Origin of the sequence: Crateriforma conspicua (assembly GCF_007752935.1) — a bacterium.
GTDB classification, from domain to species: domain Bacteria; phylum Planctomycetota; class Planctomycetia; order Pirellulales; family Pirellulaceae; genus Crateriforma; species Crateriforma conspicua.
Window position 1 is genome coordinate 6889197 of record NZ_CP036319.1, and the last position, 24710, is coordinate 6913906.

The window sequence follows — 24710 nt, forward strand, 5'->3', positions numbered from 1 at the left end:
CTAGAAGAGCCTGCCAATGGCTTGATCGATGTCGTCGTCTTCCGATACTGAAGCCGGTTTGGGACTGAAACCGATCCATTCGCCTTCGGCGGAAGCTTGCCGCCTGAGTTGATTGAGCACCCATAAGACGTCCATTGCGGTGACGCGATCGTCACCATTGACGTCCAAGAAGGAATCGCTCGGTCCGGGCGGATTTTCTAGGTCAATGCTGGTGGTTGAAGAACGCTGCAATGCATTGATGATCAACAAGGCATCCAACGGGGTAACGCGATTATCCCCACTTACATCAAACCGGTTGCTCGGGTTCGTCCACGTCGCATCCACCGCGGCGGGCTGAAGCGAGAACGTCATCCTGCCGTCCTCATTGCCGTCGATGTCACTGACGCCGCCTTCACGGGCCGTTAAGAGAACGCGATTGGCAAGAATGTCGATCGTGTCATCAGTCGTGCTACCAAACTCATCAAGAACCGGGGGTAGCGGATCTGGCTGGTCGTCGACCGTGTAAACCATGGCGACTCCCACTTCGTTGGGAACGCGAATTTCTACATCAGCTCGGCCCCCCCGCGCTAGACCCGCGACCGAGAATGACAAACGTCCGAATGGGAACCGGGCATCTGTCTTGCTATCACTAACCGCATCGTCCGCTGAAATGAACTGTAATGTTGTTCCGGGATCACTCACAAGCGTGACTGGACCGCCGACCGTTTCGATCGATGCGACGTAGGACTGCAAGGAATCCAAGATGCCATCGTCATTGGCGTCCGCGCCGGCGAGCGAGTTATCTTCTTCGTCATTGCTGATCCCATCGCCGTCAATGTCATCGCTTCCCCCGATCGATGGAAGCGTGATATCGCGTGGTGTGACCATGTCGATGACGAATGACAGCGGCGTTGTTGCCTGCAGACCGCCGCCGAGTTCGCTGAAAACTCGATAAAGGCCGATCGGCAAACTGTCGACGAGATAGTTACCTTGCGCGTCGACGGAAACGATCCGGTCGACAACGCCATCGTCACCTTCGTCGATCTTGACCATGCCATCGGTCAACGGCAATTCGTCCGCTTGGCGAATTCCGTCGCCATTAACGTCAACAAACAGGGAACCGCTGATTGAACCGGTTTGCAAAACACTGACTGTTACAGGCGCCGTTGCGGTAGCGTCGCCGTCGCTGACCAGTACTTCGAAAGTGTAGGTCGTACCTCCCTGGTCAATGGTCGGCGTCCAGTGGATCACGCCAACATCGTCGATGACGACGCCTACGGGTGCATTGATCAGGCTGTAGTCCAGATTGTCTCCATCGGGATCTGCAGAAGCGGTTGGAATCGTGATTTCGAAACTTTCAACAACCTCGGCTGCGGCGATGGGTTCGATCGTCGGCGAGTCGTTGACAGGGGTAACGTTCACCGGCGTGGTTTCAACAACCGTGGCCCCATCAGCATCAGTCACTGTAACGGTGATGACGTAGTCATCGTCAGATGAGTAGACGTGCCGCACGGAATCACCCGTCCGAACCGCCGATCCGTCGCCAAAGTCCCACGCAATTGTCACCGCGTCCGCGTCGATCACATCGACCGCGGCGAGGAACGTTTGGTCCTCGATGATTGTGCCCGGGATGTCCGTGGTGACTAGCGGCGTGTCATTGGAAACGACGATCTCGAGTGACTGTTCAAAGGTCTCGCCGTCGCCATCAATCACGCGAAGCGTTGTTGAAAAACTTCCTTCGGGGAAGTCATGCGTGAATTTGCCATTGGCCCCGGCGCCTTGGCCAGTGATGGTCAAGTCATCGGTAATGCTTTGCGATTGGCCGTCCCCCCAGTCGATGGTGACCGTCCAATCGGTGCGGTTGATCGATCGCGATGGGTCGGTGATTGAGACTTCGACGACACCGCCGAGGCCCTCCGCGATGAAGGCTTCGTCAATGGTAAAGGTTTGCGTGGGCAGAGTTTCCGTCACCGTGACATCAAACGAATCCTCGAACCGTTCGCCGTCGACGATCGCCAAGACATTGATCGTGTACGTGCCGGCGTCGCCATAAAACGTTTGTAGATTGACGGCATCTCCGCTACGAGTACTGATGGCTACGACAGGATCGCCGTTGCCGTAATCAATGTTGTATAGCACTGATTCATCGCCGGGGTCGACAACGAAGGACCGACGCAAGGCGAAGTCGCCTTCGGATGCGGTCACGTCGTCGCCGACGACGAACTGCGAAGCGACTTCGTCGACAAAGAAGGTCCGCGAATCAACGAAGGCCCTTCCGTCGCTACCACGCGTGGCAACGAGCGTGGCCGTGTAGATGCCGCTGTCGGTCGGCTTGAATTGAACCGATTCGCCACCGAGTCGATTCGCTTCGACACCGGGTCCGTCGACCTGCCATTGGTAGGTATAGGTGTCACCGGTTGTTGTAAAGGTTCCGCTGCGAAGCGTTACCACGTCGCCTTCGTTGACCTGACCGGGATTGGAAATTGCTGCACCAGCGAAATAGGAGAAATCCTGGTTCGTCACGACACTGAAGCCGCCGATGTCCCAACCGTTTCCGCCACCGCTAATGATTTGGCGAATGTTCTGCCCGTCCTCCAACTCAATTTCGCCTTCGGCGTCATCAAGCAGCACCGTGTAGTTACCCAGCCGATCAGAGATCGCAGCAAATTCGCGCCCTCGATTGGAAACCGAAACAACTCGGGTGCCTTCATCCGGCATCGACACTCTGCGGACACTGCCCTGCCCCAACGAGTAGCCGACGCCCAAGGGCAACATGTGAACGGTCGTCGCACCGAATGCATCGGTGGCCGTCAACTCGATTGTGACAACCTCGGTGATCGGATTGGGAGCATTCAACTGAAGCTCGCCGTTATCGACCCTAACCTCGGCATTGCGGTGGTTGACGTTCGCCGTGATGACCAACGAACCGCTCTGATCGTCGTCGAACAACGATTGGACGTCGGCGAACAGACGCCGGTTACTGCTTGGCGAAACCGCTACACCCGCTGGACCGATCCACGTCGGTGCCTTGTTGACATCAATCTGCACCACGCCGTCGCGGGCCGCAAGTTCGCCCAGGAGGATGTCACGCTGAGTGTCGCTGACCGTTGTGCCACGGACCTCCAGATGCACCAGAGAATCAGCCGCCGAACCAAGGCTGGGACGCAGCACAATGGCGTCCGCAACCAACAGCCCTCCATCCGATCCTGAAAGACGAATCTCGGACACGTCTCTTCCAATCTCCACCAAGCCAATCGACTGCATCTCACGGTCACCGTAAACGCGACCGCGGCTGGCCAATCGTTGATCCGCCACGCCGACAACCTGACCATTGATCGCGTACTGGGCCGCTGAAGTGTGTGAGGAATCACCATGCCACAAGCCAAACAGCTCGTAGCGACCGCTGGGGATGTCGCCGGTGTTCCAAACGTATGCATGGTCACCCTCGTCCAGATCCGCATACAAGTAGCTGCCGCCAACACTTCCGGGATCAACGGACGCATGCCAGGTTCCAGCGATCCCATCGACACGCGCATCAATGACCTCGGTCGCGATCAACGTTCTCAGGTCCAGTTGATTGAGTCCTTGCTGAGCAAAGATGTTGCCCGAAGCATCGAGTACCCGCAGGTTGCTCAAGTTTCGCAGCGGAGACAGATCGGTCACGGAGTTGCCGGCGACTGTCAGCACGCGCAATTCTTCCAGGGTTCGCAAACCACCGATTGAAGTGATGCTCACTCCGCGTTGATCGCTCAGATTCAGTGTCCGCAGGGTTGTCAGAAACTGCAAGGGATTCGTGGACGTCAACTGGTTGTTCGACAAGTCCAAGTGCTCGATGGCGAGCAGTCCTTGAGTATCGTTGTTGCGCGGTCGCAACACCGACAGGCTGGTCGAGTCCAAGTTGTTCCCAGACAAATTCAACGAACGAAGGCCAACCAAATGCTGTAAGCCTTCCAGGTCCGTCACCCCTGAATTGGAAAGGTCCAATTCGGCAATCGACGATAGCTCCGATGCGTGCACCGGTCTGGCGAACTGGACATCACCGCCAACCGTCGTCACCACGGAAACACCCAAGACCGCTCCGATGGCTTCGGCGATGGGTTGTTGCGTGATCACGACTTGGCCCGGCAAGATCTCCAATGGATCGACGCCGATGACGGCAATCGGGTCACGTTCTTGTCGAGCATCGACAAATTCGTTGAAGCGATTTTCGATCAGATCGCCACGGGTGAAATCGCCCGCATCGGCGTCACGACGTTCGAACACCTCGGCGACGAGAGTGTCGCGACCGCTGCCGCCAAAGACGCGATCTTTGCCCGGGCCGCCGATGACCACGTCGTCGCCGTCGCCACCGTCGACTCGATCATTTGGCCCAGTGTCGTGCCCATCGGCCAACAGCGGCGCGTCAACTTGAAGGTCGTACGCGATCGAACCGTCTGTTTGTCCTGACGGACGCGACACACCGATGAAGTATTCACCCGCGGGCAAGTTCCGCATGTCGAATTGGCTGAAGTCATCCGCGATCAGCCGTCCTTCTCCATCGATCAAGCGACCCTCGACGCCACTTGATCGTGTTAGAAACAGACCGTCGTCTGGGCCCGGCGATTGAATCTGCGCCTCGCCTTCAGTGACCGTCATCGTGACGACGATTGATCGATAGCCTTGGTCAAGTAAATCACGCAGGGCCTCGAGATTGCTGGACAGATCGAGTGTTTGCTGCGATTGGGTTTCGTCAAAACTCATTGTCCTGGTGAAGACGACTTCCTGGTCGTCTTCGGTGCCCGTGATCCTTCCGTCGTTGCGACCTCCGGCAAAGTTCAAGGTGACTTCAGTTCCACCTCCGATGTTGCTTTCCTGTTGAACCGGGTAAGTACCACCGGGCGAGCCGTCACTTCTCCAAACCTGTTCCCCGATGATGTTGTCGTTGCGATATCCCGCGTACAGAAGTTGATCGTCGTCGACTACGAAGTTATTGAAAAAGCCACTTGTGGTGGGCTCGTAGATGAAACGATCCAAGGTTGAGAGTTGACCGGAGGGCACGTCATAGGCCAACAATTCATAAGTCCGCCCCGGGGCACTGTTGAAGAGTTTCTCGACGCCCATGATTAATCGCTCGCCGAGCAACTTCGCGTCGTCAACGAGGACATTCCGACTTGCCGTAAGCTCTTCTTCGGCAATCACTCGCCCATCCGGATCAACCTCCTGAACAATGATCCGAGTCGGCCCGTCACGGCCAAGCAACACCACTGTGTCTCGTAACGCAAACAGTTCAAAGATTCCGTTGCTGAGCGGTTCTTTCGACGTGTTCGGGGTATAGATCAGGCTAGTTCCATCATCCCCGGAATACCAAATGTCACGGCCACTGGCAAAGTAAACCCCGCCCGATTCCTTGTCTTCAATCGTGTATCCGTATGGCGAGTTCTCGTCGGTTTTGTCGAACGCTTGAAGCAACTTCGTTCCCGCCGCCGTGCCATCGGTGACGTAGGCCCCGCGAACGTTCGCTGCGTCTGCCGCGGTGAAGAAGAAACGGTCTCCTCCGGCGATGTTGTTCCTATTGCTTCCCAGTGCGAAAAAACCGCCGGGTCGGAAGAACTCGACCGGTTCACCAGAGCCATCGAATAGATAAAACGCTCCTCTGTCAAAGAGAATCAAGCCGGCATCAATTTTGGCGACAATCTCAGCGGTGTCACCGACCACCGCGACCTCGTCCATCAAGTTGGTGCCACCGAAATTTCGAATGACGGCCAACTTGCCTTCGAAGTCGTTGTTGCTGTATCCGGTGACGTAAAGATCGCCGTTGAATTCAAACATACTGCCTTCGATGTTCAGATTCAGTCGATCGCGATCGGCGATCTCGCGAATCGATGTTTCGGTTGCAAAATAGAAGGTCGTCTCTGGGCCGCGTCCAATTTCGCCGCCTTCTTCCTCGCCGCCGAACTCGGACACAGTGAAGACCGCACCGCCGCGCCAGGCGGTGATGCTTCCGGGTAAGCTGCTTCTCGGACCGGGGGTCAAATCCTCGACCAAGCGGACATCACCCGGCGAACCGTTGGTCACGTACAGTTCAATTCCGGTATCCGGAGTGGAGGCCCTGAAGAACGTGCGACCCTCGCTAGCCACCGTGAATCCTTCGGGTTGTCGCACGGGCTCCACCGCATTGCCAGCCTGACCAATGCCCGTCAAACCCAATTCAGCATCGACCAGGGTCCCCGGTTGATCGATGAGCGAAAGGAGTTGGCCGAGATCCAACTCCAAAGCGCCGAGGCGTCCACCCGGTGTCAGGGTGACACTTGGGTCATCACCATCGCCGCCGGAAAGCGGGATCGTCGCGACCACACCATCCGCTCGAACCGTCGATTGCACCGGAGCATAAGGTGATAAGCTGATGCGATCACCGATGCGACCATCTCCAAGCGAACGGAAGCGATACCAATCCACCGCGGTTCCATCGGCCAACGTCGCATCGATCGTGAAGTCACCCTGCGAATCACGAATGATGTCGCCGATCCCACGAATGGAATCGTTGGCAAGTTCTGTAACATCACCGCCGGGCACTCCAATCGTTCTCGGGCCGCCAGCAATTCCGTAGATCGCCCCCCCTCGGAATAAACCGTCGCTTGTTGTGACGGTTCCCGAGCCGAACAGCAAGTCGTCGATGCCGTCACCGCTCAGGTCGAACGCACCGATCGGCAGCCCGCTCATGGTGGAGCCACCCACGGGTGCCGATACGATCACATTATCAATTCGCTCATCATCAAAGCTGGTTTCCGTCGACCGATTGAAAACGTTCAAGGCGTCATAGAAGACACTGATGCGGCGACCGGTCAAACCATCTTCGGTGATCGCAAGATCGGAGATCCGATCGCCGTCGAAATCGCCGATCGAAACCGATGGTCGCTGCAACACTCCGTTGGTGTTGTCCGCGAGTACGATTTGCGCATCGAAGCGTTTTTCGACCGCCAAACGACTGTTGTCGAGCAAAGTATCCGCGGTCATGATTCTCGCCACGCCACGACTAAAGAAATCGGCACCGGCATAGTCGGCAACGAACACCAGATCCGTTCGTCCGTCGGAGTCCAGGTCACCAGCGAATACCGGCGTGTCTTGATTGAGGGCTCCCGTTTGCGACCGACCATCACCCGATAGGACGATCTCGCTAAACGCGGCGATGACCGGTCGATCACCGATGGAGACTCGAGACCCCGTCGTGCCGCCCGCGATTCGATGTGTCAGGGCAACCGCGGTGATCTCATCGTGATCGAACTTCCAACCATAGGGGAATGTTCCGATCAAATCGTCCCGACCATCGCCATCAATGTCACCAAAAGTCACATGAAGTTGGTCGGTGCCACCTATCGAAGACAGCTCTGCGTCAAGCACATCGTCACTGACCGCGATCTCATTCGATTTTCCTTCGCCGACCGACAACAGATTCGCGGCACTCAGAACGGAGTTGATTTCAAAGTTTGTGGCGATCGGCGCCCCGTCGCGGATGACCCCATATCCCAACTGGTCCGCCGTTCCGGTGACCAACAACGTCGGCAACTCCGCGAAAATCGCCAGATCCGGCACACCGTCATCGTCGTACTGGATCCAATCCACTTGAACACGGCTTGGATCACCTGAATGTGTCAGAGCCGCGACTTCCTTCGCTGAACCTCCCACCGTAATAACGCGCTGGTCTAGCCCCCGAAGCGCCAAAGCCGCATTGGTACCAGTCAGCGTTGAACCACGGAGGACTCTGACACGGGTGATGCCGCCAAGTGATGTCTGATGGAAGGTCAAATCGTCCAACCCATCGCCGTCCAAGTCGACGATCGTATCGGCGATCTGATAACCGCCGGCGGTCAGATCAATCACGTAGTCGGCAACTTCGGTGATGTCAGCGACGGACGGATCGAGTCTCTCGCTCCCCAGCACAACGTAGGCCGCATTGTCGCTGGCGAAAACCGCGTCGGGGCGTCCATCACCATTGATGTCGCCTGCTGAAATCACTCGCGACACCCCTTCACCTGACGCCACTCCCTCGGCCGTGAAGACGTTGTGGAGCGTCACCACCGGTTGATCAAGCGTTGTTGGACTAACGGGAACATGAATCAATCGCCGCGTCGCCGTTGGATACTCAAACGGCTGCGCAGGCATCGCGGCGGTCGCTGCCGTTGGCGATGGAATGTCCCGAGGTGTCGTCAGCTGATACTCGCCCAAACCCAACGCGGCCTGGCCGCTGGTTTGACCATCAGCGAATCCCAGATTCGCGAGTGCCAGTTCGTTCCCGGTGATGGTGACCGTTTGCCCGGCCGACGAAAGGAATAACAGACGTTCGCGGGCGACGTCATAGAACGCGCGCACATGGTCGTCCACGCCGATCGATTCAAGTTCGTCGTTGATTCTCTGGGCAACGGATGATCCCGGTTTGCTCGGACCGAGAATGATGTTCACTCGACGAGCAAATCCCAGCGAACGGGTCTGCAGGCGGAATTCAACCGGCGTGAAACCGTCAGGTGAAATCAGATCCGTCAGCAGTGGCCCCCCTGCCACCAATGCGGAAGCCGTCGGATTGGTGACACCCACCAGATACATCTCTGCGGTTCCATCGGTCACCGTAATGCGATCCGTTACCGGGTCCAGTGCGGCGGGCAAGACTTGCAAACCGGCGACGTCGCTGAACGCGAACAACTCCGAGGACAAGGGATCCGTCAGCGTCAACGTGATGTCATCGTTAGACAATGCCTCGCCGTCGGCCGGCAGCGGCAACAGGTACCAATCGGTCGCATCGCCCTCGTGCAGCGACAACCCGACGGCTGTACCGGAGGACAGATCGATTGGCCGTGCGCCGGTCAATAGCGAATTTGAATCGCCGTTGATCGTGAACTCAAAGCGATCGAACAGCGTCGTGCCAGTTTGCACATCATCGCCGATCAGCAAGTCGCCTCCGGAACCGCCATCGATATCGTCATTGCCTTTGCCGCCAACAATTTGATCGATACCGGTTCCGCCACGAATGATGTCGTCAAATGGGGATCCGAACAAACGATCGTTGCCCGCACCGCCTTCGATAATGAACGAGGATGCCAAGGCACCGCCGGCAAAGTCACCTGGCGAAATACCGTAGCTTTCTCGCTCGTCACTGCTGCCATCGGGCCGATCGAACTGGAAGCCACCCACGCGAACCTGTTGCAATTCGCCGGCGCTATCCGGAAGAATACTGACCGAAGCCTCTTCCAAGTGAACTTCGTCGTCACCATCGCGGGTGTCGAACTCGGTCAACTCCACACCGCGAGTGCGATAGCTGGCTGTGGCGATGACGAACTCGTCTCCATCGACGAGGAACGTTTGGTTGGCAGTATCCCAAACCTTGGCGGCTAATTCATACGACGAAAGCAATGGCTGGTAACGCAGCGTCACCACATCAGGTACCGTGTTGCCAAAGTCATCGACATCACCACCGAGGTAAAGCACGCGGTCGACTCCGTCACCTCCTTCGATCTCATCGGCCAGCGTCGTGTTGAGCCCACCATCCAATGTGGGAATGATTTGGAACGTATCGTCCCCGTCCTCGCCGACCAAAATGTCACTAGCGTTGCCGTCGATGCCACCGGTCAGGATGTCGTCACCTGATCCACCGATCACCCAGTCTTCTGATGGTCCACCGCGAAGGATGTCGTCACCGGGGCCACCAACAAGAACGTCGCGGCGCAGGAAGGTGTCCGAGACCGTTCCCAAAGCGACCCGGCTATTTCCGAGCGGCAACTCGTCGGCCAGGTCGATTCCAAGGTTGTACGAAGTCGGGTAGTCGTTCAGGCTACGAACGCGAATGAAAAACTGCTGGCCGGCAGAGAAGGACTGGCCAGCAATCGATAGCGACGTTCGTGATGTTCGGCGGCTATCCAGATTCGAGGGACCAACGTCGCCGGCCCCGGTCTGAAGAAGAATCAGGTTGTCATCGCCCGCGTCATATTCGAACAGCTGCAATTCGATCTGATCGTTATCCGACAAGGAATCAATGACAAACTGCGACCCGGCCGCAAACGTCATGTCGTCAACGGTGAACGAATACCAGTCGATGTCCGTCGGCGAATCGAGCGACGCGAACTCAAAGTACGTCGTGTCGGAAATCATCGTTTGGTTGTCATCAAGCAAAGACGTCAAATCAAACGCGGCAGAAAAATCATCCGGATCGCCGATCACTTCGTTGCGCCGGTCGGCGTCGCCAATATCAACCAGGATTGCCGTCCCCGATTCATACTCGACCACGTCATCGCCTTCTCCGGCAGCCACCCAAACGGTCTTTTGCACCGTCGGGCCAACGCGGACTTCGTCGTCACCCGCACCCGCGTTCACGATGATTGCCAAGAAGTCGCCTTCGGGTGGCAGCAGATCGCCGGAAAGTTCTAACGAACGCGCCGCGAGTCGCCGAGTATCTTCATCGGTCGCGTCTTGAATCTCTTCGACCCGCTGGACCAAGTCACTGGGATCCCAAACCAGCGTTCCATCGGGGTTGGTCGCGGCAAAGTCCAATCGCACTGTGGCGTCGAAACTGAAAAAGCCGTTGTTCTCGGTTTGCCGTGTGATCAGGTGGTGGCCACCAAGTAAACCGGGTTCGGTCACGTAATCAACGGTGATGCGATCATCGAGACCCGATCCGCCGTAGTACCACACCGAATCGTGGTTGCGAGCGTACTCAAGCCATTCGTCACCCTGCGGCACGCCAAACTGTTCCAGCAGATTCCCGTCGACATCGAACAACTGATCGTCGCCGTCGCCACCGTACATAAAATCGAGCCCGGTTCCGGCAAACAGACGATCGTCCTGATCACGACCGAGCATCCGGTTCAATCCGGTATCTTCTAATTCACCATTACCAGCGAACACACCAAACGAAGCACCGGCATTCGGGTCACTGGACCACGCGTACAGGTCATTGCGTCCGATGCCGCCAAGCAAGTCATCGTTCCCGGTGCCGCCGAACAGTTGATCGAAGTCATCCGACGAACCTTCACCGGAGTCACCGAACAATCGGTCGTCGCCGCCCAAGCCGAACAGGTCGTCGTCCCCCGATCCACCATCCAGCCGGTCGCGGCCAGCGGAACCGGTAAGCCGGTCATCGCCTGAACCGCCTTGGAAAACGCCGACCCAATCCCGGCTGCGGGCGGCCAAGTCCGAAGTATCAAAACTCGGATCAAAACCGATCGTGTCATCGCCGGCCAAGCCATTGATCTGGAACTGTTCAACCAATGTGTTGCCATCGGTGTCTTTGATCACGATGGGCAAATCGCGACCGTTGTAACGCACGACCGCTTGGCCAGCTCCATCGCCCGCGATGGTAATGTTGTCATTGAACGAGCTGCCGTCTTCGGGCACGACGCCGTTGATGATCAGCACGTCGGTTGAATTATCCAAACCGAACGGACCCTCCTCGGGTGCATTGGTCCGTCCGCCATCAAGCACGTCGTTATCGATGCCGTACTCGGCTCGCACGTCCAGCCGCAGGAAGTCAATCCCTCGACCGCCGAACAGCTCGTCGTCACCATCATGACCTTCCAGTTCATCAACGTTGCCACCACCGAACAACCGGTCATTCCCCCCATGACCGGCCAACAGGTCATCACCGAAACCGCCGACGATCAAGTCATCGCCGCCCAAGATGAAACGCGAGACATTCGGCTGATAAACCGGGCCGGTCAATTCATCACCCAGCAGACGGTCATCCCCACCGCCGCCACGCAATTCATCACGACGCAAATTGCCCAGCAACTCATCGGCACCTTGACCTCCATCAAGGTACTCACCGTCAAGCAACGTTTCAGCCGGCGATGTTGATGCCGCCCAAGCCCAAATGACGTCATTGCCGTCACCGCCAAACGAACGTTGCCCGCGCGTTTCGATTACGCCGTCGACGTCGACCCCCGCACCGCCGCGGATGAAGTCATCACCGCCATCACCAAAGCTGAAGTCAATGCCGCCGAAACCTTGGACGTCATCGTCGCCATCGCCGCCGCGAATCACGTCGTGGTCATCACCGCCAGTCAGAATGTCGTTTCCGCGACCGCCGTCGATGTATGCCTGGCCGTCACCCGATTCAATACGATCGCGTCCACCGCCACCGAACAGAAAGTCCAAGCCGCCACCGCCCCGGATCAAGTCATTTCCATCTTCCAGCGAACCTTCGAGCGGCCCGCCGACGATGACCGGCACGATGGGGTCGAGCTCCACCGCCGTGGCGGAGGCGTCGTAGCCATCGGGCGTCGTCAGTTCGGCAAGCAGTTCTTCACGAATGTAGATCCGCAAACCACCCCAAACGACATCAATTCCTTCACCCGCATCAATGGTGTCGCTGCCGACTCCGCCCACCAGATCGTCGTCACCAGCTCCGCCTCTGACGAAGTCGCTGCCACCACCAGCGTCAACCCAATCGTTACCAATTCCGGCAACGATGGTGTCATCGCCGCTGCCGGTACTGGCACGGTCATCGCCGGCACCCAAGAAGACGCTATCGCGGCCCGTTCCGGTGGTCACATCATCAACGCCGTCACCAGTACTGATGTCGTTATCGCCATCACCCGCATCAATCACATCATCGCCGGCCCCGGTGCGAATGAAGTCACCACCTTGGCCGACCGTGCGGATGAAATTGTCGCCTCCGCCGGCGTTGATGAAGTTCACGCCCGACCCCAACACATCGATTGTGTCGTCGCCGTCGTCGGTCAGGATCCGGTTGTTGCCACCGCCGTCGGTAACCTGACCGCCGGACGTATCGGTCGTCAGCACAGCGCGGCCGTTTTGGATGATGACTGCGGGACGTAAGTCGATGACATCCGGGCCGCTGCCGGTGGTGACAATGTCGAAACCGCCGCCCGCCATGATGATGTTCGCGCCGTCGCCCGCGTTGACGGTATCGTCGCCTGTGCCTGAATCGATCGTGTCGTTTTCATCGCCGGTGAGGATGTAGTCGTTGCCCTCGTAGGTGAACACGACCGTTCGTCCGCCGGCGTCGAACACGGTGTCCGTTCCGGCGGTGCCGTAGATGCGGTCGCGGCCGGTTCCGCCGTCGAGCGTGTGGACCTCAATGTCGGGCAACGTTTGGATCGACTCGAAATTTGGGTCGTCTCGGCTGGTGATCGCCCCGACGATTAAGTCGTCGTCGTTGCCACCGAAAAGTTGGTCGGATCCGAGACCACCGAACAATTCATCGTTGCCCCCACCGCCGAACAAACGGTCGGCACCGGGCCCTCCCAAGAGTACGTCCGGACCATCGGTGGTCGAGGTCGAACCTGCTTCGGATTCTTCGTCGCCGTAACCGGTATCATCGCCTCCGTCTCCTGAGACGACGTCCTCGCCATCGCCGCCGATCAGGATGTCATCGCCGTCGCCGCCGTTGATGAAGTCATCGCCCTGGTTGCCCTCGACGCGATCGTTGCCGGCGTCGCCCTTCAAATTATCGTCGCCGAACCCGCCGACGATGATGTCTGCTCCGCCACCGCCGAGGATTTGATCGTTGTCGCTGGACAGGACATCGATTGTTTCCGGGGCGTCGGGGTCCGAAAGGTCAGGATTGGGAATTGTGACCAACCGAGGGTCCGACGTGCCCTGTCCAAACAACCGATCGTCGGCGTCTCCGCCAGTAATCAAATCGTCACCCCAACCGCCGTACACAGTGGTCGGCCCAGAGCCGACGGTGATGTCATCGTTGCCGTCGCCGGCGGTGATCGTCGCCGGCAGGTCGAACGTCGCGTCGACGACCACCGTGTCGTCGCCGTCGCCTGTGTCGATCAACAAACGTTGGACTCCGATGAACTTATCAGTCTTACCGAAACCGGTGACCAAAACATTTCCGGTTTCCTCATCGATCTCCACGAAAACCGTTTCGTCGATGTCCGTTGCATCACCGCCGACGCGGTTGGCGGCTTCGGGGCCCGTATGAATCACCAACGTCCCGTCATCTTCGACCCGACCCAAAACGATTTCCGCGGGCTGCGGTCGGGGGAAGTCATAATTGACCAACACCTTTGGACCCAAGGTTGCCGACACGCGGATGCCGAACGCCTTGGCGTACGCTGTCAACGCTGCGGTTAGCTGGCCGCTGGCGTCGAAGATCCAAAGGGGCCCCAGCCCGGGTGCATTGCCTAGTTGCAGGTTCGCCGCCAACTCGTCCAGTCGCACCCGCGTGTCGCCGTCGGGATCGTTCAAATCCAACAACAACCGCGCGCCCAGTTCCGCTTGGACCCCTGCCTTGGCAACCGCCAAATCGATCTCGCCGCCGGCCGTGACCGCGAAGGCAAACGTCAACTCCGGACGCTCCTCAAAGATCGGATTGCCGGCTTCGTCAACGCCGACCTGTCGGTAGTCGTCCAAATAAAAGCCATTCAGCAGGTCCAACGCCCGACCCGATTCGGCAAATTGACGAATGCCCGCGGTGTCGTAGCCAAACGCGAAATCGATGATCGCGTTGAACTGGCCGCCGAAGGTGATGTTGAACGCCGGGAACACCGGAATACCGATGTTGAATCCGAACTCGGCATTCAGTGTTGGCGCTTGGAACTTCACCAGGTCAATGTCGTTTCCGAACAGTAAACCGATTGCCGAAGCGGGGTCATCGAAGATCGGGAACGCGAACTTGCCAGGTTCGACGGTCGTCGACCCGCCGGCCGAGGCGGTCGATTGACCTCTCGGCAATTCGCGCAGGTATTCCGCCGCATCGTTGGCGGCATTGTCGGCGTCCTCCAAGAAATCATCGATGTTCTCCGCACCGCCGTTGGATCGCGGCGTGGCGTTGCCGAAGGTGTCGGTTTCGATCGTGAAGTTGCCCAGCGGCAATACCAATCCATCGGCAGACAACGGCAACGAAACGATCGCATCGTTAACCGCGATCACCGCATCAACAAACCGGGCGACCGTTTCGCCACCGCTGCCAAAGGTGCCGATCAAATCGATGAACGTCGTCGGGCCGAGAATGTCCGACAGCACTGGTATCGGCTGAGTCAGCGTCTCGATCGTTGGTTGTAGCGGTTCCAAAAAGTCCTGAACCGGCCCCAAGATCGGCGCGATGACATCGGCGACGAACGTGCCCAGATCGAGCCCCGCGTTGGTCAACTCGATCCGCGGCGATGAAATGGAATCGATGACGTCGTCAATACTTCCAACAACCGCGTCGAAATTCAAATGCAAGTCAGCGACGATCGTCGGCAAACCCTCGGTCGCCGTGTTCAAGCCCGTGTCGATGTGTGCATGAACACTGCCGACGAACTCGGTCGTCACCTGAATTCCGTCGAAGGCATCGCCCAGATTGCCGATCGTGTAAGTACCGGCGGGGAAATTGATACCGAAGCCACCGCGGATCGCGTTGATCGCCTCGGTCGATTCGTCGTTGGGATCGATCCGCGCGGCCTGGCGACGCGACGCGGACAACGCCCCGGCGTCGATCGTCGAGATCTGAACTGCCAGCGGACCGAAACGACCGTCGGCGACCAGGTCATCGATGCCCGCGTAAAATTCCAAACCCAGATTTTGGCCGTCGCCGAATTGAACGAACGGGCCGGCGTCCAAATCGATCCCGACGCCAACGTCGATCGTCAGACCTGCGCTGAACCCAACGTCGCCTGCGATGTCCATCCCGATGCCGCTGCCGCCCAGGTCCAGGTTGATCGGTAGTGAACGCGTCAACGATCCGAGATCCAGTTCCAAATCAAACCCGATCGCGCGGTCGTTTTCGTCGAACGTGATGATGCCGATGTCCGACGACGTCACGTTGCCGTCGTTGTCTTGGTCACCGACCACATTAAGCCCCGCCGGCCCGAGCACGCCGAACAAGGCGGTTTGCACTTCATCTCCGAGCTGCGGCGAGTCGTCAAAACCTTGATTGAACGCGTCAGCCATCGGCGCGACAAAACGGTCAACGAACTCGACTGCGTCCTCGAGTGCCTCGCCAATCAACGGCACGTCGATGCCGAGGATCTGGTCGCCGAGTTGCGTCTCCAACGATTCGAACAACCCTTGCAAACCGGTCGCCAACGCGGCGATACCGTCACCCAACGTGATGCTGTCGATCGCCGCCGCAATGTCGGGCACCGCCAAGACGTTACCGGACTGCGTCGTTATCGGGGTGCCGTCGTCGAGGATTGTGAACTGGAAGCTATCGAGGTCATCCCACTGCAATTGCAGCTGCGACGCGGTGCCATTGATCGTTAGCGGCAGATCGACGCCGATCGCAGCGTCATCGATCAGCCCCAGGTCCGATTCAAAGTCGTCGGGTGTGAGTGAGGTCAACGTCTTGAACCCGCCCGGCCAATCGCCCGCGGTGATCGAGATGTCGACCGGATCGATAGACTCCGCGGTGCCGTTAAAGTTCAACCCATCACGGTCGAACGCCGCGCGACCGCCGACCACCGCGGCTTCCAGTGAGAGCACCGACGTGGTGAAGTTCAAATCGTCGGCGAACAGCCGCGCCTCCGCCGCGACGCCGCTGGTGTCATAAACGCGCACCGCATCGGCGACGTCACCCGCGCGGACCGCGGCGGTATCGAGCCCCAGGTGCGCTCGCAACGTCGCGGAGGCGTCGACGCCGATCTCGCCGCTACCGGTGAAGTCGACGAAGTTGTCCAGCGTGTCGAACCCAGAAATCTCCGACAGGTCTAGGTTCAATGACCGAGTCGTCGAAACGTCGTAGTCGAGATTGAGGTCCGCGCGCACGACGGCCGCGTTCGTGTCCAAGTACAAGTCGAATTGTTCGTCCGACAGACCCAAAGCCGATTCGACTTCGGCCTCCAACTGATTCAAAAGCCCACCGGGGTCGTTCTGCAGTTGTTCGACCAAACCGGCGACGTCGTCGGCGACCGCCAACACTTCGCCCAGCGACACGCCGATCAGCGGCAGATCCTGACCGAGCAAATCTTCAACGGCGATCGTGCCGACAAAATCGACCACGCGAGTTATCAGCTCGATGACGTCCTGAATCGTGACGTCGGAGAAGTCCAGCAGGTTGTCGAGGTTCTCGGTCGTGATCTCAAAATTTTCGGTCTGCAGCCGAATCCGCGGATCGGCGGTCAGCGCGTCGGGCCAAGCGACATCGATGCGAGGTATTTCGTCCGGGTCGGTCGGTTGTTCGTTCAAACCGCCGACATCAACGAATAGTTCAGCGCCGATTTGCAAATCGGCGTCCAGGTTCAGTTCCAACGACGAGAACGGATTGACGATCGCCCGAGTCAGATCGCCGATCGACAGAAAGCCCTGTCCATCCGGGATCGGGATCGTCAGTTCAACCGACCCCGTCAGCGATGCCGATCCGTTTTCGACCGACGCGGTCAGGATCTCACCGATCGCCGCGGTGGCGTTGACGTCCGATGCCACCGCCCCGAAGGACGCGTATAACCGCGGCGGCGACGGGATGCGAATCACTGGTCCGCGACGGTTGCTTGCACCGGAGGTCTTCAATTCCGGGCCGGTGATTTTCCCCGTGTCGAATTGATCGACACCAACAATGCCCAACTCGATCGGCAAAGCCGCCGCTTCGGGTGACGGAGCGTTGGCGTGATCAACGGTGATCGAAAGCGGCGTCGAACCGGTCGACGACGTGAAATCGGTAAATACCGGACGATAGCTGACGCCGCCTTCATCGGTTTCGAACTGTTGCAGCGAGGCACCTAGCACGACCTCACCGTCCCGTTCGATCGTGAACTGATCTAGGTAGCTCCGCATCGACTTGGCGGCGTGACCGACTTGGATATTCGCAGTGGTTCCATCCCGAAGCGCGACCCTTACCGGCACGATGTCTCCCCCAGCGATTGCCTGATCGAACCGCGCCGCACCGACGACCTCCCGGATCGGGGTCGCCGGGTCAGCGGGACTAGCAACGGCTGACGTCGCCAGGGATTCACTAACAAAGCGTCCGTCGTTGTTGAAGTCGAGCGAGAGGCCGAAAAGATCTTCCAGTGTTTGCCGAAGATCTTCATTGCCGCCCTCGAACGACAACGCCGCCGGAAGCGCGGAGCTGGGTCCGGCCGCGTGGGTGACCACGATCGAGTCGCCGTTCAAGGCTGACGACAACAGGTTGCGATCGGCATCTGCCGGATCGGCGACGGTCAACGCGATCAGCAGATCGGCGAGCGTTTGGTCGGGCGTGAAAGGTCCGATGACGGTGTCGGGAACGACGCCAGATACTGGCATAACGGCATCGCCCGGGTCAAACGCCAAGGTCGTTGTCCCGTCTGAAAATAACCCGGAATCGGCATCGAACAGATCTCCCAGCGACGCAGTGAGACGGACGGGGCTGAGCAGCAACTCCCGGGTCGTGACCTCGTCGGTCGGATTGACCGATCCCGATCCGTCAGGTCCGAGCAAACCAAGCACCCTAAATAGCGAGCCTTCGCTCATCGGATCCGGCCGAAAGACCAGAGTCCCACCGCCAGTGTTACTGATAAAAATTCGCGATCCCTCGACAATCTGGGCGACTGTCAAAGGCACCCCCGGCGTGTCTTCGACCGCCAACAGATTGACCAGATCGCCGAGCGTGGTCTTGTCGTCAAGGACACCCAAGTCGATCCGTCGCTCGATGCCGTCGCTGGAGGTCATCAGGACCGATTGTTGTTGACCGACTTCGTCGCCGGCCGCGAGACCAGCGACGATTCCATCCAAGGTCGTGGTCGCATCAACCGTGGCTTCGGCAACCGACGGGAACGCGTTATAGAGCGGCAAACCGTGCAGCACTCGGTCACCATCGAAATCGATCCCGAGCGGCAGTATCCTGGAAAGGAAGAGACTTCCTGAAGAACCCTCGGAGTAGCGGATGGACGTTCGAAGATCAAAGATGCTCTCGGGGTCGTTCGGCGTCCCACCCAGGACACCGGTCGTCAGGTCTCGAACGTTGAAGGTCCGGTTTTCGATCCACGCCTCGGTGAGCTGCCGCGAACCCTCAAAGAGCGTGAACCGATCGATGAGGTCGAGATGGTCTAGTCCGCGTTGCCAATCAATCGGCTCGATAGTTCGAACCGTCCCGTCCCGCAAACGGATCTCGATCGGCGGGCTGGCACCCCCGGCAGCTGCGGCGTCCAGCGATGCAAACGCCGCGAGTTCGCCATCTTCGTCTCGGACCAGACCGCCATCGAGGTAGACACTGATCGGGGCTTCGCCTGCGGTATTCCCGACAGTCGTCGAACTGAGGGGAACGGTTTGCAAAACCGTCCCAAACGCTTGACCGCCGTTGAAGAGCCGATCAAACAACGGGTCAGCGTCGACCAAGGTCAGCGGGTTGACGCTGCCCCCATTCGAATCGGCGACAATCCAGGAACGGTCCGCCGCATAGACGCTCACCAGCGGGTCGGAGATCACCATCGCTTCAAGGGCAGACGACGAAGTGTAGCTCCGCGGGTCGCCCGGCAGCGTGATCGTCGCCTGACTTCCGTTGGTCAAAAGAAACGTCGCGCTTTGGTCGAACGCTAACTCGCTGCGGGGCAGAAGCCGATCAAGCACGATGCCGAGGGGTAGCCCCGGTGCCGCCTGAGTCGATTTCTCCACTGCGATGACACGTTCGTCGTTTCCGAAGACCGTTGTACCCCGTCGCGTTCCCAGCGAGTCGCTGGTCAAAAACTCGTCGCCGTCGGGGTTGGCGTCCACTGCCGCCCCACCCGCCAGCGGGACGCGGTGTTGTTCGAATAACAGGTCGAAGATTCCACCGCCGCCCGTCAGATCCTCAATCTCCAACGCCACCTTGTCCGTCGGACCCGGGGGCGTCGCGTCACTGAATGCTGCCGGCATCAGAACGCCGAGGCGATCGTGCAGGGTAATCCGGTCGTCACCGGGCGCGATGTAGGCCTGGACTTGGATGTCGCCGCCCGAGCGGACGGTCAACGCGTCGAGAAGGGTCCCCACGGTGGAATCCGGATTCAGCACTCCCGTACTCACCTGGACGGCATCGCCGCCATCGATCCGCGAGATCCGGGCGTAGTGATCTCGGTTGAGGACGTTGTTGTATTCCGAGGGGGTCAGGATGTCGAAGAGTGGCGTGTTCCTGGAAATGGTGGTCGACCGCGGGAGCGTTCGAATGAATCGATCTAGGACGATCACGGCGGAATCCGCCGGAGCGATCTCGGGGGGGAGCAGCCGTCCGATCGGATGGTTCGCGTCGGCGGGATCATCGAAACCGATCGAAAATCTTCCGCCCGCGATCGGCATGGTGGTGTCTTTTAAGAAGATCGTGTCGCCCTTGGATCTGACAGACAAACCCTCGCCACCCGGGGCGCCCGTTCGGAAGAGACGGGTGAAGTCTCTGAACGTTGCACCGGAGGCCGTACCAAGGTTTACGGTGTCGGTCGTGCCGTCACGCAACTGGTACCGCAGTGTTGGGATCGGGGCGGCCCCTAGATCCGCCAACGCGGGTTCGAACGCCGCCAGGGGGGTGTCGAGAATGTCGGAGAACGGGACCAGGTTCAGGTTGATGCTGGTCGGGACCGAGAACGGGGTGGTGTCAGTTTCGAAAAATCGATTCCAAAACTCATCGTTCGACGTCACCGCGGTGGTCGCCACCGGCGGTTGGGCGTAGCCCAGATCGGTCAGCATCGCGGCCGATAACGTGGAAATGCCGATGGCAACGTCGGAACCCGACAGATCCCTCGGAACCATCGTTTCATCGAACGGTGCAAACGTCGCTTGATCGAAATGATGGCGGCTTGAACCGGGCTCGAAGCTTGCAGGAGCGTACATCTGTAGCGGCGAGCCCGGACCGGCTGGATTGACCAGCACGGAGTTTGGAGCGACGGAGAACAGCGTCCCGGGGTTGGCAGCGGTCCCGCTAGTAATCGCGGCCAGCCGTTGGGCGTTAGTGGTCCCCGGAGCCGTTAACGGAGTGACCACGGGTGCGGCACCGCCGACCCCCGGTGCGATATTGACCAAAAAGGTGTCGTACAGCGACGGAGCGTTGTTATCAAAGGAACCGCCCGGCGGGTCGCCAGGATCGATCGCCGGTCCCAAAATGTTCGATAAGAATCCTAGCCCGTGCAGGAGCTCGTGAGTCCCCGTTGAAAGAAAGCTGGATCGGTTTGGGTCCGCGGCACCGCTGGTGTCGAAATCCCAGTCGAACCGTGGATTGAACCGGGTCTTGATGTGAGGCCCAGCGGCAATCGCCGACGGATTGATACCGGAAATCGAAGCGATTTGGGCAATCGGATAGATGATGCTGGGATCAGTCGTTGGCGCCAGGCCAAAAAAACTGTTCGCCGCGTTGGCTGATGCCAGTGTGCCGGCATAGTCGAAATTGGCTCCAGCGGGTTCCAGCGAGGGATCGAAGGTTGCCTGAACGAGAACGGTGTCGAACGTTCCCAAGTTCGCTCTAGTGCCGATGATTCCCTCGAGGTGCTCGGCGATTTGCTCAAATCCCCATCGCCTCAACTCCCCGAGCGTACGCGCCCATGGCACGTCTTCGTCGCTGATCGCCGTTTGATCGAACACACCCCGATTGCTACCGGGAGCTTCCAAATACTGGAACTGGATGTCGACGCGTCCTGTTCCCGCTGTATGGTCACGAACGATGAAACGTCCAGTCATGTTGCCCAGCGGCGACCCGGCGATCACCGTCGGTTCGAAATCCAGGGTCACCAACAACTGGTCGTTGTCACCGACGTAGGTGCCTCTTTCGAGCCACTCGCCCAGAGTGACATGCGGATCGATCGTTCCCATGTCGATCTCGATCTCGCCTGCCGGAACTCCGGCGACGACCGGGGCCGCCGCCGGATCGTTCAATCGAACTCGTAGCTTTTGCGGGGTATCGGCCACATCCGCCAAACCCATCCGCCGTAGGATTGCCATCATTGGTGTCGCGAGGTTCGCGCGGTCATCTTTGACCGCATCGGTTTGACCCTCGAGGCTGATGCGGTTGGCCTGCTCGACCACGTTGACCTTCGCCGGCTCCGGACGTCCCAGTCCGATCTCGACCTGGAAATCGAATGCGACCTCACGGCTGATCGTCAGGCGGTTGTTGGTGCCGTCCTCGCCCGGATTCATCGTTACCGAAGCGATCGGAGAATCTTCGCCACCAGCGATCACACTCAAGTTTGCCTGGGCCACGATGTCCTCAGGCACCCAGCCAAAACCGAGGTCCAATGTGATTGTTCGCGTGTCTTTGTCGTAGGAAACAAAGTCGTTGACGGCGTCGGCAGCCTGTGGGATCAGGTTCGCCAATTCCTGAATCGTGTCGAACGCCGGCAACCCCTCGTCGTCGCGAAGGAACTGCAAGACCGCACCCGAAAACGCGTCGGCAAAACCGGCGACGTCGCCGACCGAAACGTTGTCGCCCAGCGGCAACGGATGATTCAGTACTTCGCCGGATTCCCATGCCCCGAACATCGAACCGAGCTCATCGATCGTCGACAGGATCGACGTCGCGTTGATCGTCGCAAAGCCCGAGACCATGTCGGCGTCGTAATCCGCGCCAGTCGGCGCGATCAGTTCAAATTCGGGGAACCGATCGTCAAATGGGTTGTCATCCACCGCCCGCAGCGTCGGCAAAAATCCGCCGACGTCGAAACCGCCCAATTCAAAGTCGAAGGGCAGGTCCATCGTGATGCCATTACCAACGTACTCGACCTGCAGCGACGACAACTCGTCGATGATCGACAGGCCACGCAAGGCGTCCAACGAGATCGATTCGCCCAGGATGTCCGACGTGTTTAGCTGTACGCCAAGATCGGCCAGAATGACACCGTCGGTCACACCACCCGCCAACACGCCGACGTTGGCGGCGAAGTTCAGTGGAATCGATTCACTGAGAATCGAAAGCGACACATCGGGAATCGTCAAGGTAAAGTTTTCCGCAGCATCGCGGATGATGTCGAAATTGAAGTCCTGCAAATCGATGCGAAACGGCAACGCCTGCGACAACAACTCACCATCGATCGATTGCAGAATGCTTCCCGCCTGCGAGGTGATCGGTTCAAGCAATCCAGCCAGGGTTGCATCAAACGTTTGCACCGGAGCAAAATCCAATCGCACGCCGGTTTGTCCGCTGGCAAGTCCTTCAGCGGCTTCGAGAAAATCAAACTCGGCGATCAAACCCGCCACGGTCGCCGTCGGGTTAGAATCAAGAAAGGCCTCGAGTGGCTGAAGCACCTCCGTATCAAACCGAGTCGCTAAGTTCAGAAGCGATCGGATGGACTGGGTATCGAGGACACTCGATCCACCCACCGCGTCCGGCAACAGTTCGCCCAGATAAGGCACTTCGGCCGCAAACCCGCTCGCGTTCTCAACCGCTGAAAGCACCCGAGAAATTTGCTGAACCGTTTGCCGAAGCCCAGACCCAAACGATTCGATGCCGTCAGCACCGATTGCCGCGGCATCGTCGATGGTCTCGACGAAGTTTGCCTCAGCGGAGGACAGCGCAGGCGTCGAAACTTCTGCGGGTATCGGCCCCATCAATCCATCTGCCGCCAATAGCTGGCGGGCTTCGAGTTGCTCTTTGAGCATTCGACGTCGAGCTCGACGCCGCGTGGATGCGGTTCGCGGTTGAATTCGGACGCTGGTTCGTTCCGGCGTCCCACCATTTGGATGGAAAGTGGTCATCGACCGACCCGCCTCTTTATGCGGAAAAATGGGGTATCTCATTCTTCATTCGCCGCGGTTTGGACATTTCGGCGAACTTGACTCAAGAATTCTCGCCCACGGGCACTAAAATCGGATGACTGTGGTTCGCCTGACGCGGAGATGAAACGATCGAAGCCACGGATCGCTGAACCCAGCCTTTTCTTCATTTCCCAACCTGATGTCCGATTTGCACGACGACACTCCGACTTCGCCGACGCTTTTGACGTCGATCGCCAACGGCGAGCAGCAGGCTTGGGAGAGGTTTGTTCGAATCTACGCCCCGCTGATCCTTCGGTGGTGCGAACGCTCAGGTCTCCAGACTTCCGACGCTCAGGACATCACTCAGAACGTCCTTTTCAGCGTCAACGACTCCATCGAGAAATTTGAACGGCGTTCGCACGACGGTTCGTTCCGAGCATGGCTTTGGGGTATGTGTCGTCATAAGATCGCCGATGCGCGACGAGGACGCCCCAGCGATGAAACTGTGATCGGTGGCACTGACGCCGTCAAATTTTTCACAAGCGTTCCGGATGTCACCCCACTCCCGTCAGAGCCTCCGGAAACGGAAAACGACATTGCCGATCTACACCTCAGGGTCCTCAAAGAGCTCAGATTATCGTTTTCCGAAGACGTATGGACTGCATTTTGGCGAGCGGCCATCGATGGAGATGCTCCCAAAGATATCGCGGAGGACCTCGGTTCAAGCGTCTGGGCCGTCTACAAGGCAAAAGCCCGTGTGCTCGCGCGATTGAAGGCGGATTTCGGCGAAGAGTTTCAAATCGGATGAACTGCCAGGTTTTCTCCGCAGCCCACCGGTGCTCTGGCCGCCGCGATCATTCCTCGCCGAAAATGGAGATGTCCAATCTGCCGCGAAGATACAGTGAGTTGGCAGCCAACGATTCGTCGCGAGTACTTCCATGCCCTTAACCCAATGCCCATCCACCGCTGCACTACAAGCGCTGGTCCGCGGTGAGCTTGCGCTGGATCAGCTCGAAGACATCATCGCTCATGTCGATGCCTGCGATCGATGCAAGGAATTTGTTGAACAAGCGGCGTCTTTGGAAACCACGACCGATAGTCAACACGAGGATGAGACACGTGACCTGAACTCGGAAAACGGTCGGCCAGCGCGAGGTACGGCGTCGGAAAGAATCGCCAAACGACTAAGGCGT

2 protein-coding genes are annotated in these 24710 nt (G+C 58.7%); one reads left to right on the plus strand and one right to left on the minus strand.

Going from position 1 to position 24710, the window contains the following annotated elements:
* Nucleotides 1-23421 carry a PKD domain-containing protein gene (locus tag Mal65_RS25150; protein WP_145304128.1) on the minus strand — a complete coding sequence of 7807 codons (23421 nt, stop codon included), beginning with the start codon at nucleotides 23419-23421 and terminating at the stop codon, nucleotides 1-3.
* Nucleotides 23422-23716: 295 nt separating this feature from the next.
* On the opposite strand from Mal65_RS25150, the gene Mal65_RS25155 reads away from it, so the two are divergent.
* Entirely contained in the window at nucleotides 23717-24325 is a 609-nt protein-coding gene (locus Mal65_RS25155; RefSeq protein WP_145304130.1) for an RNA polymerase sigma factor, read from the plus strand.
* Nucleotides 24326-24710 lie beyond the last annotated feature (385 nt).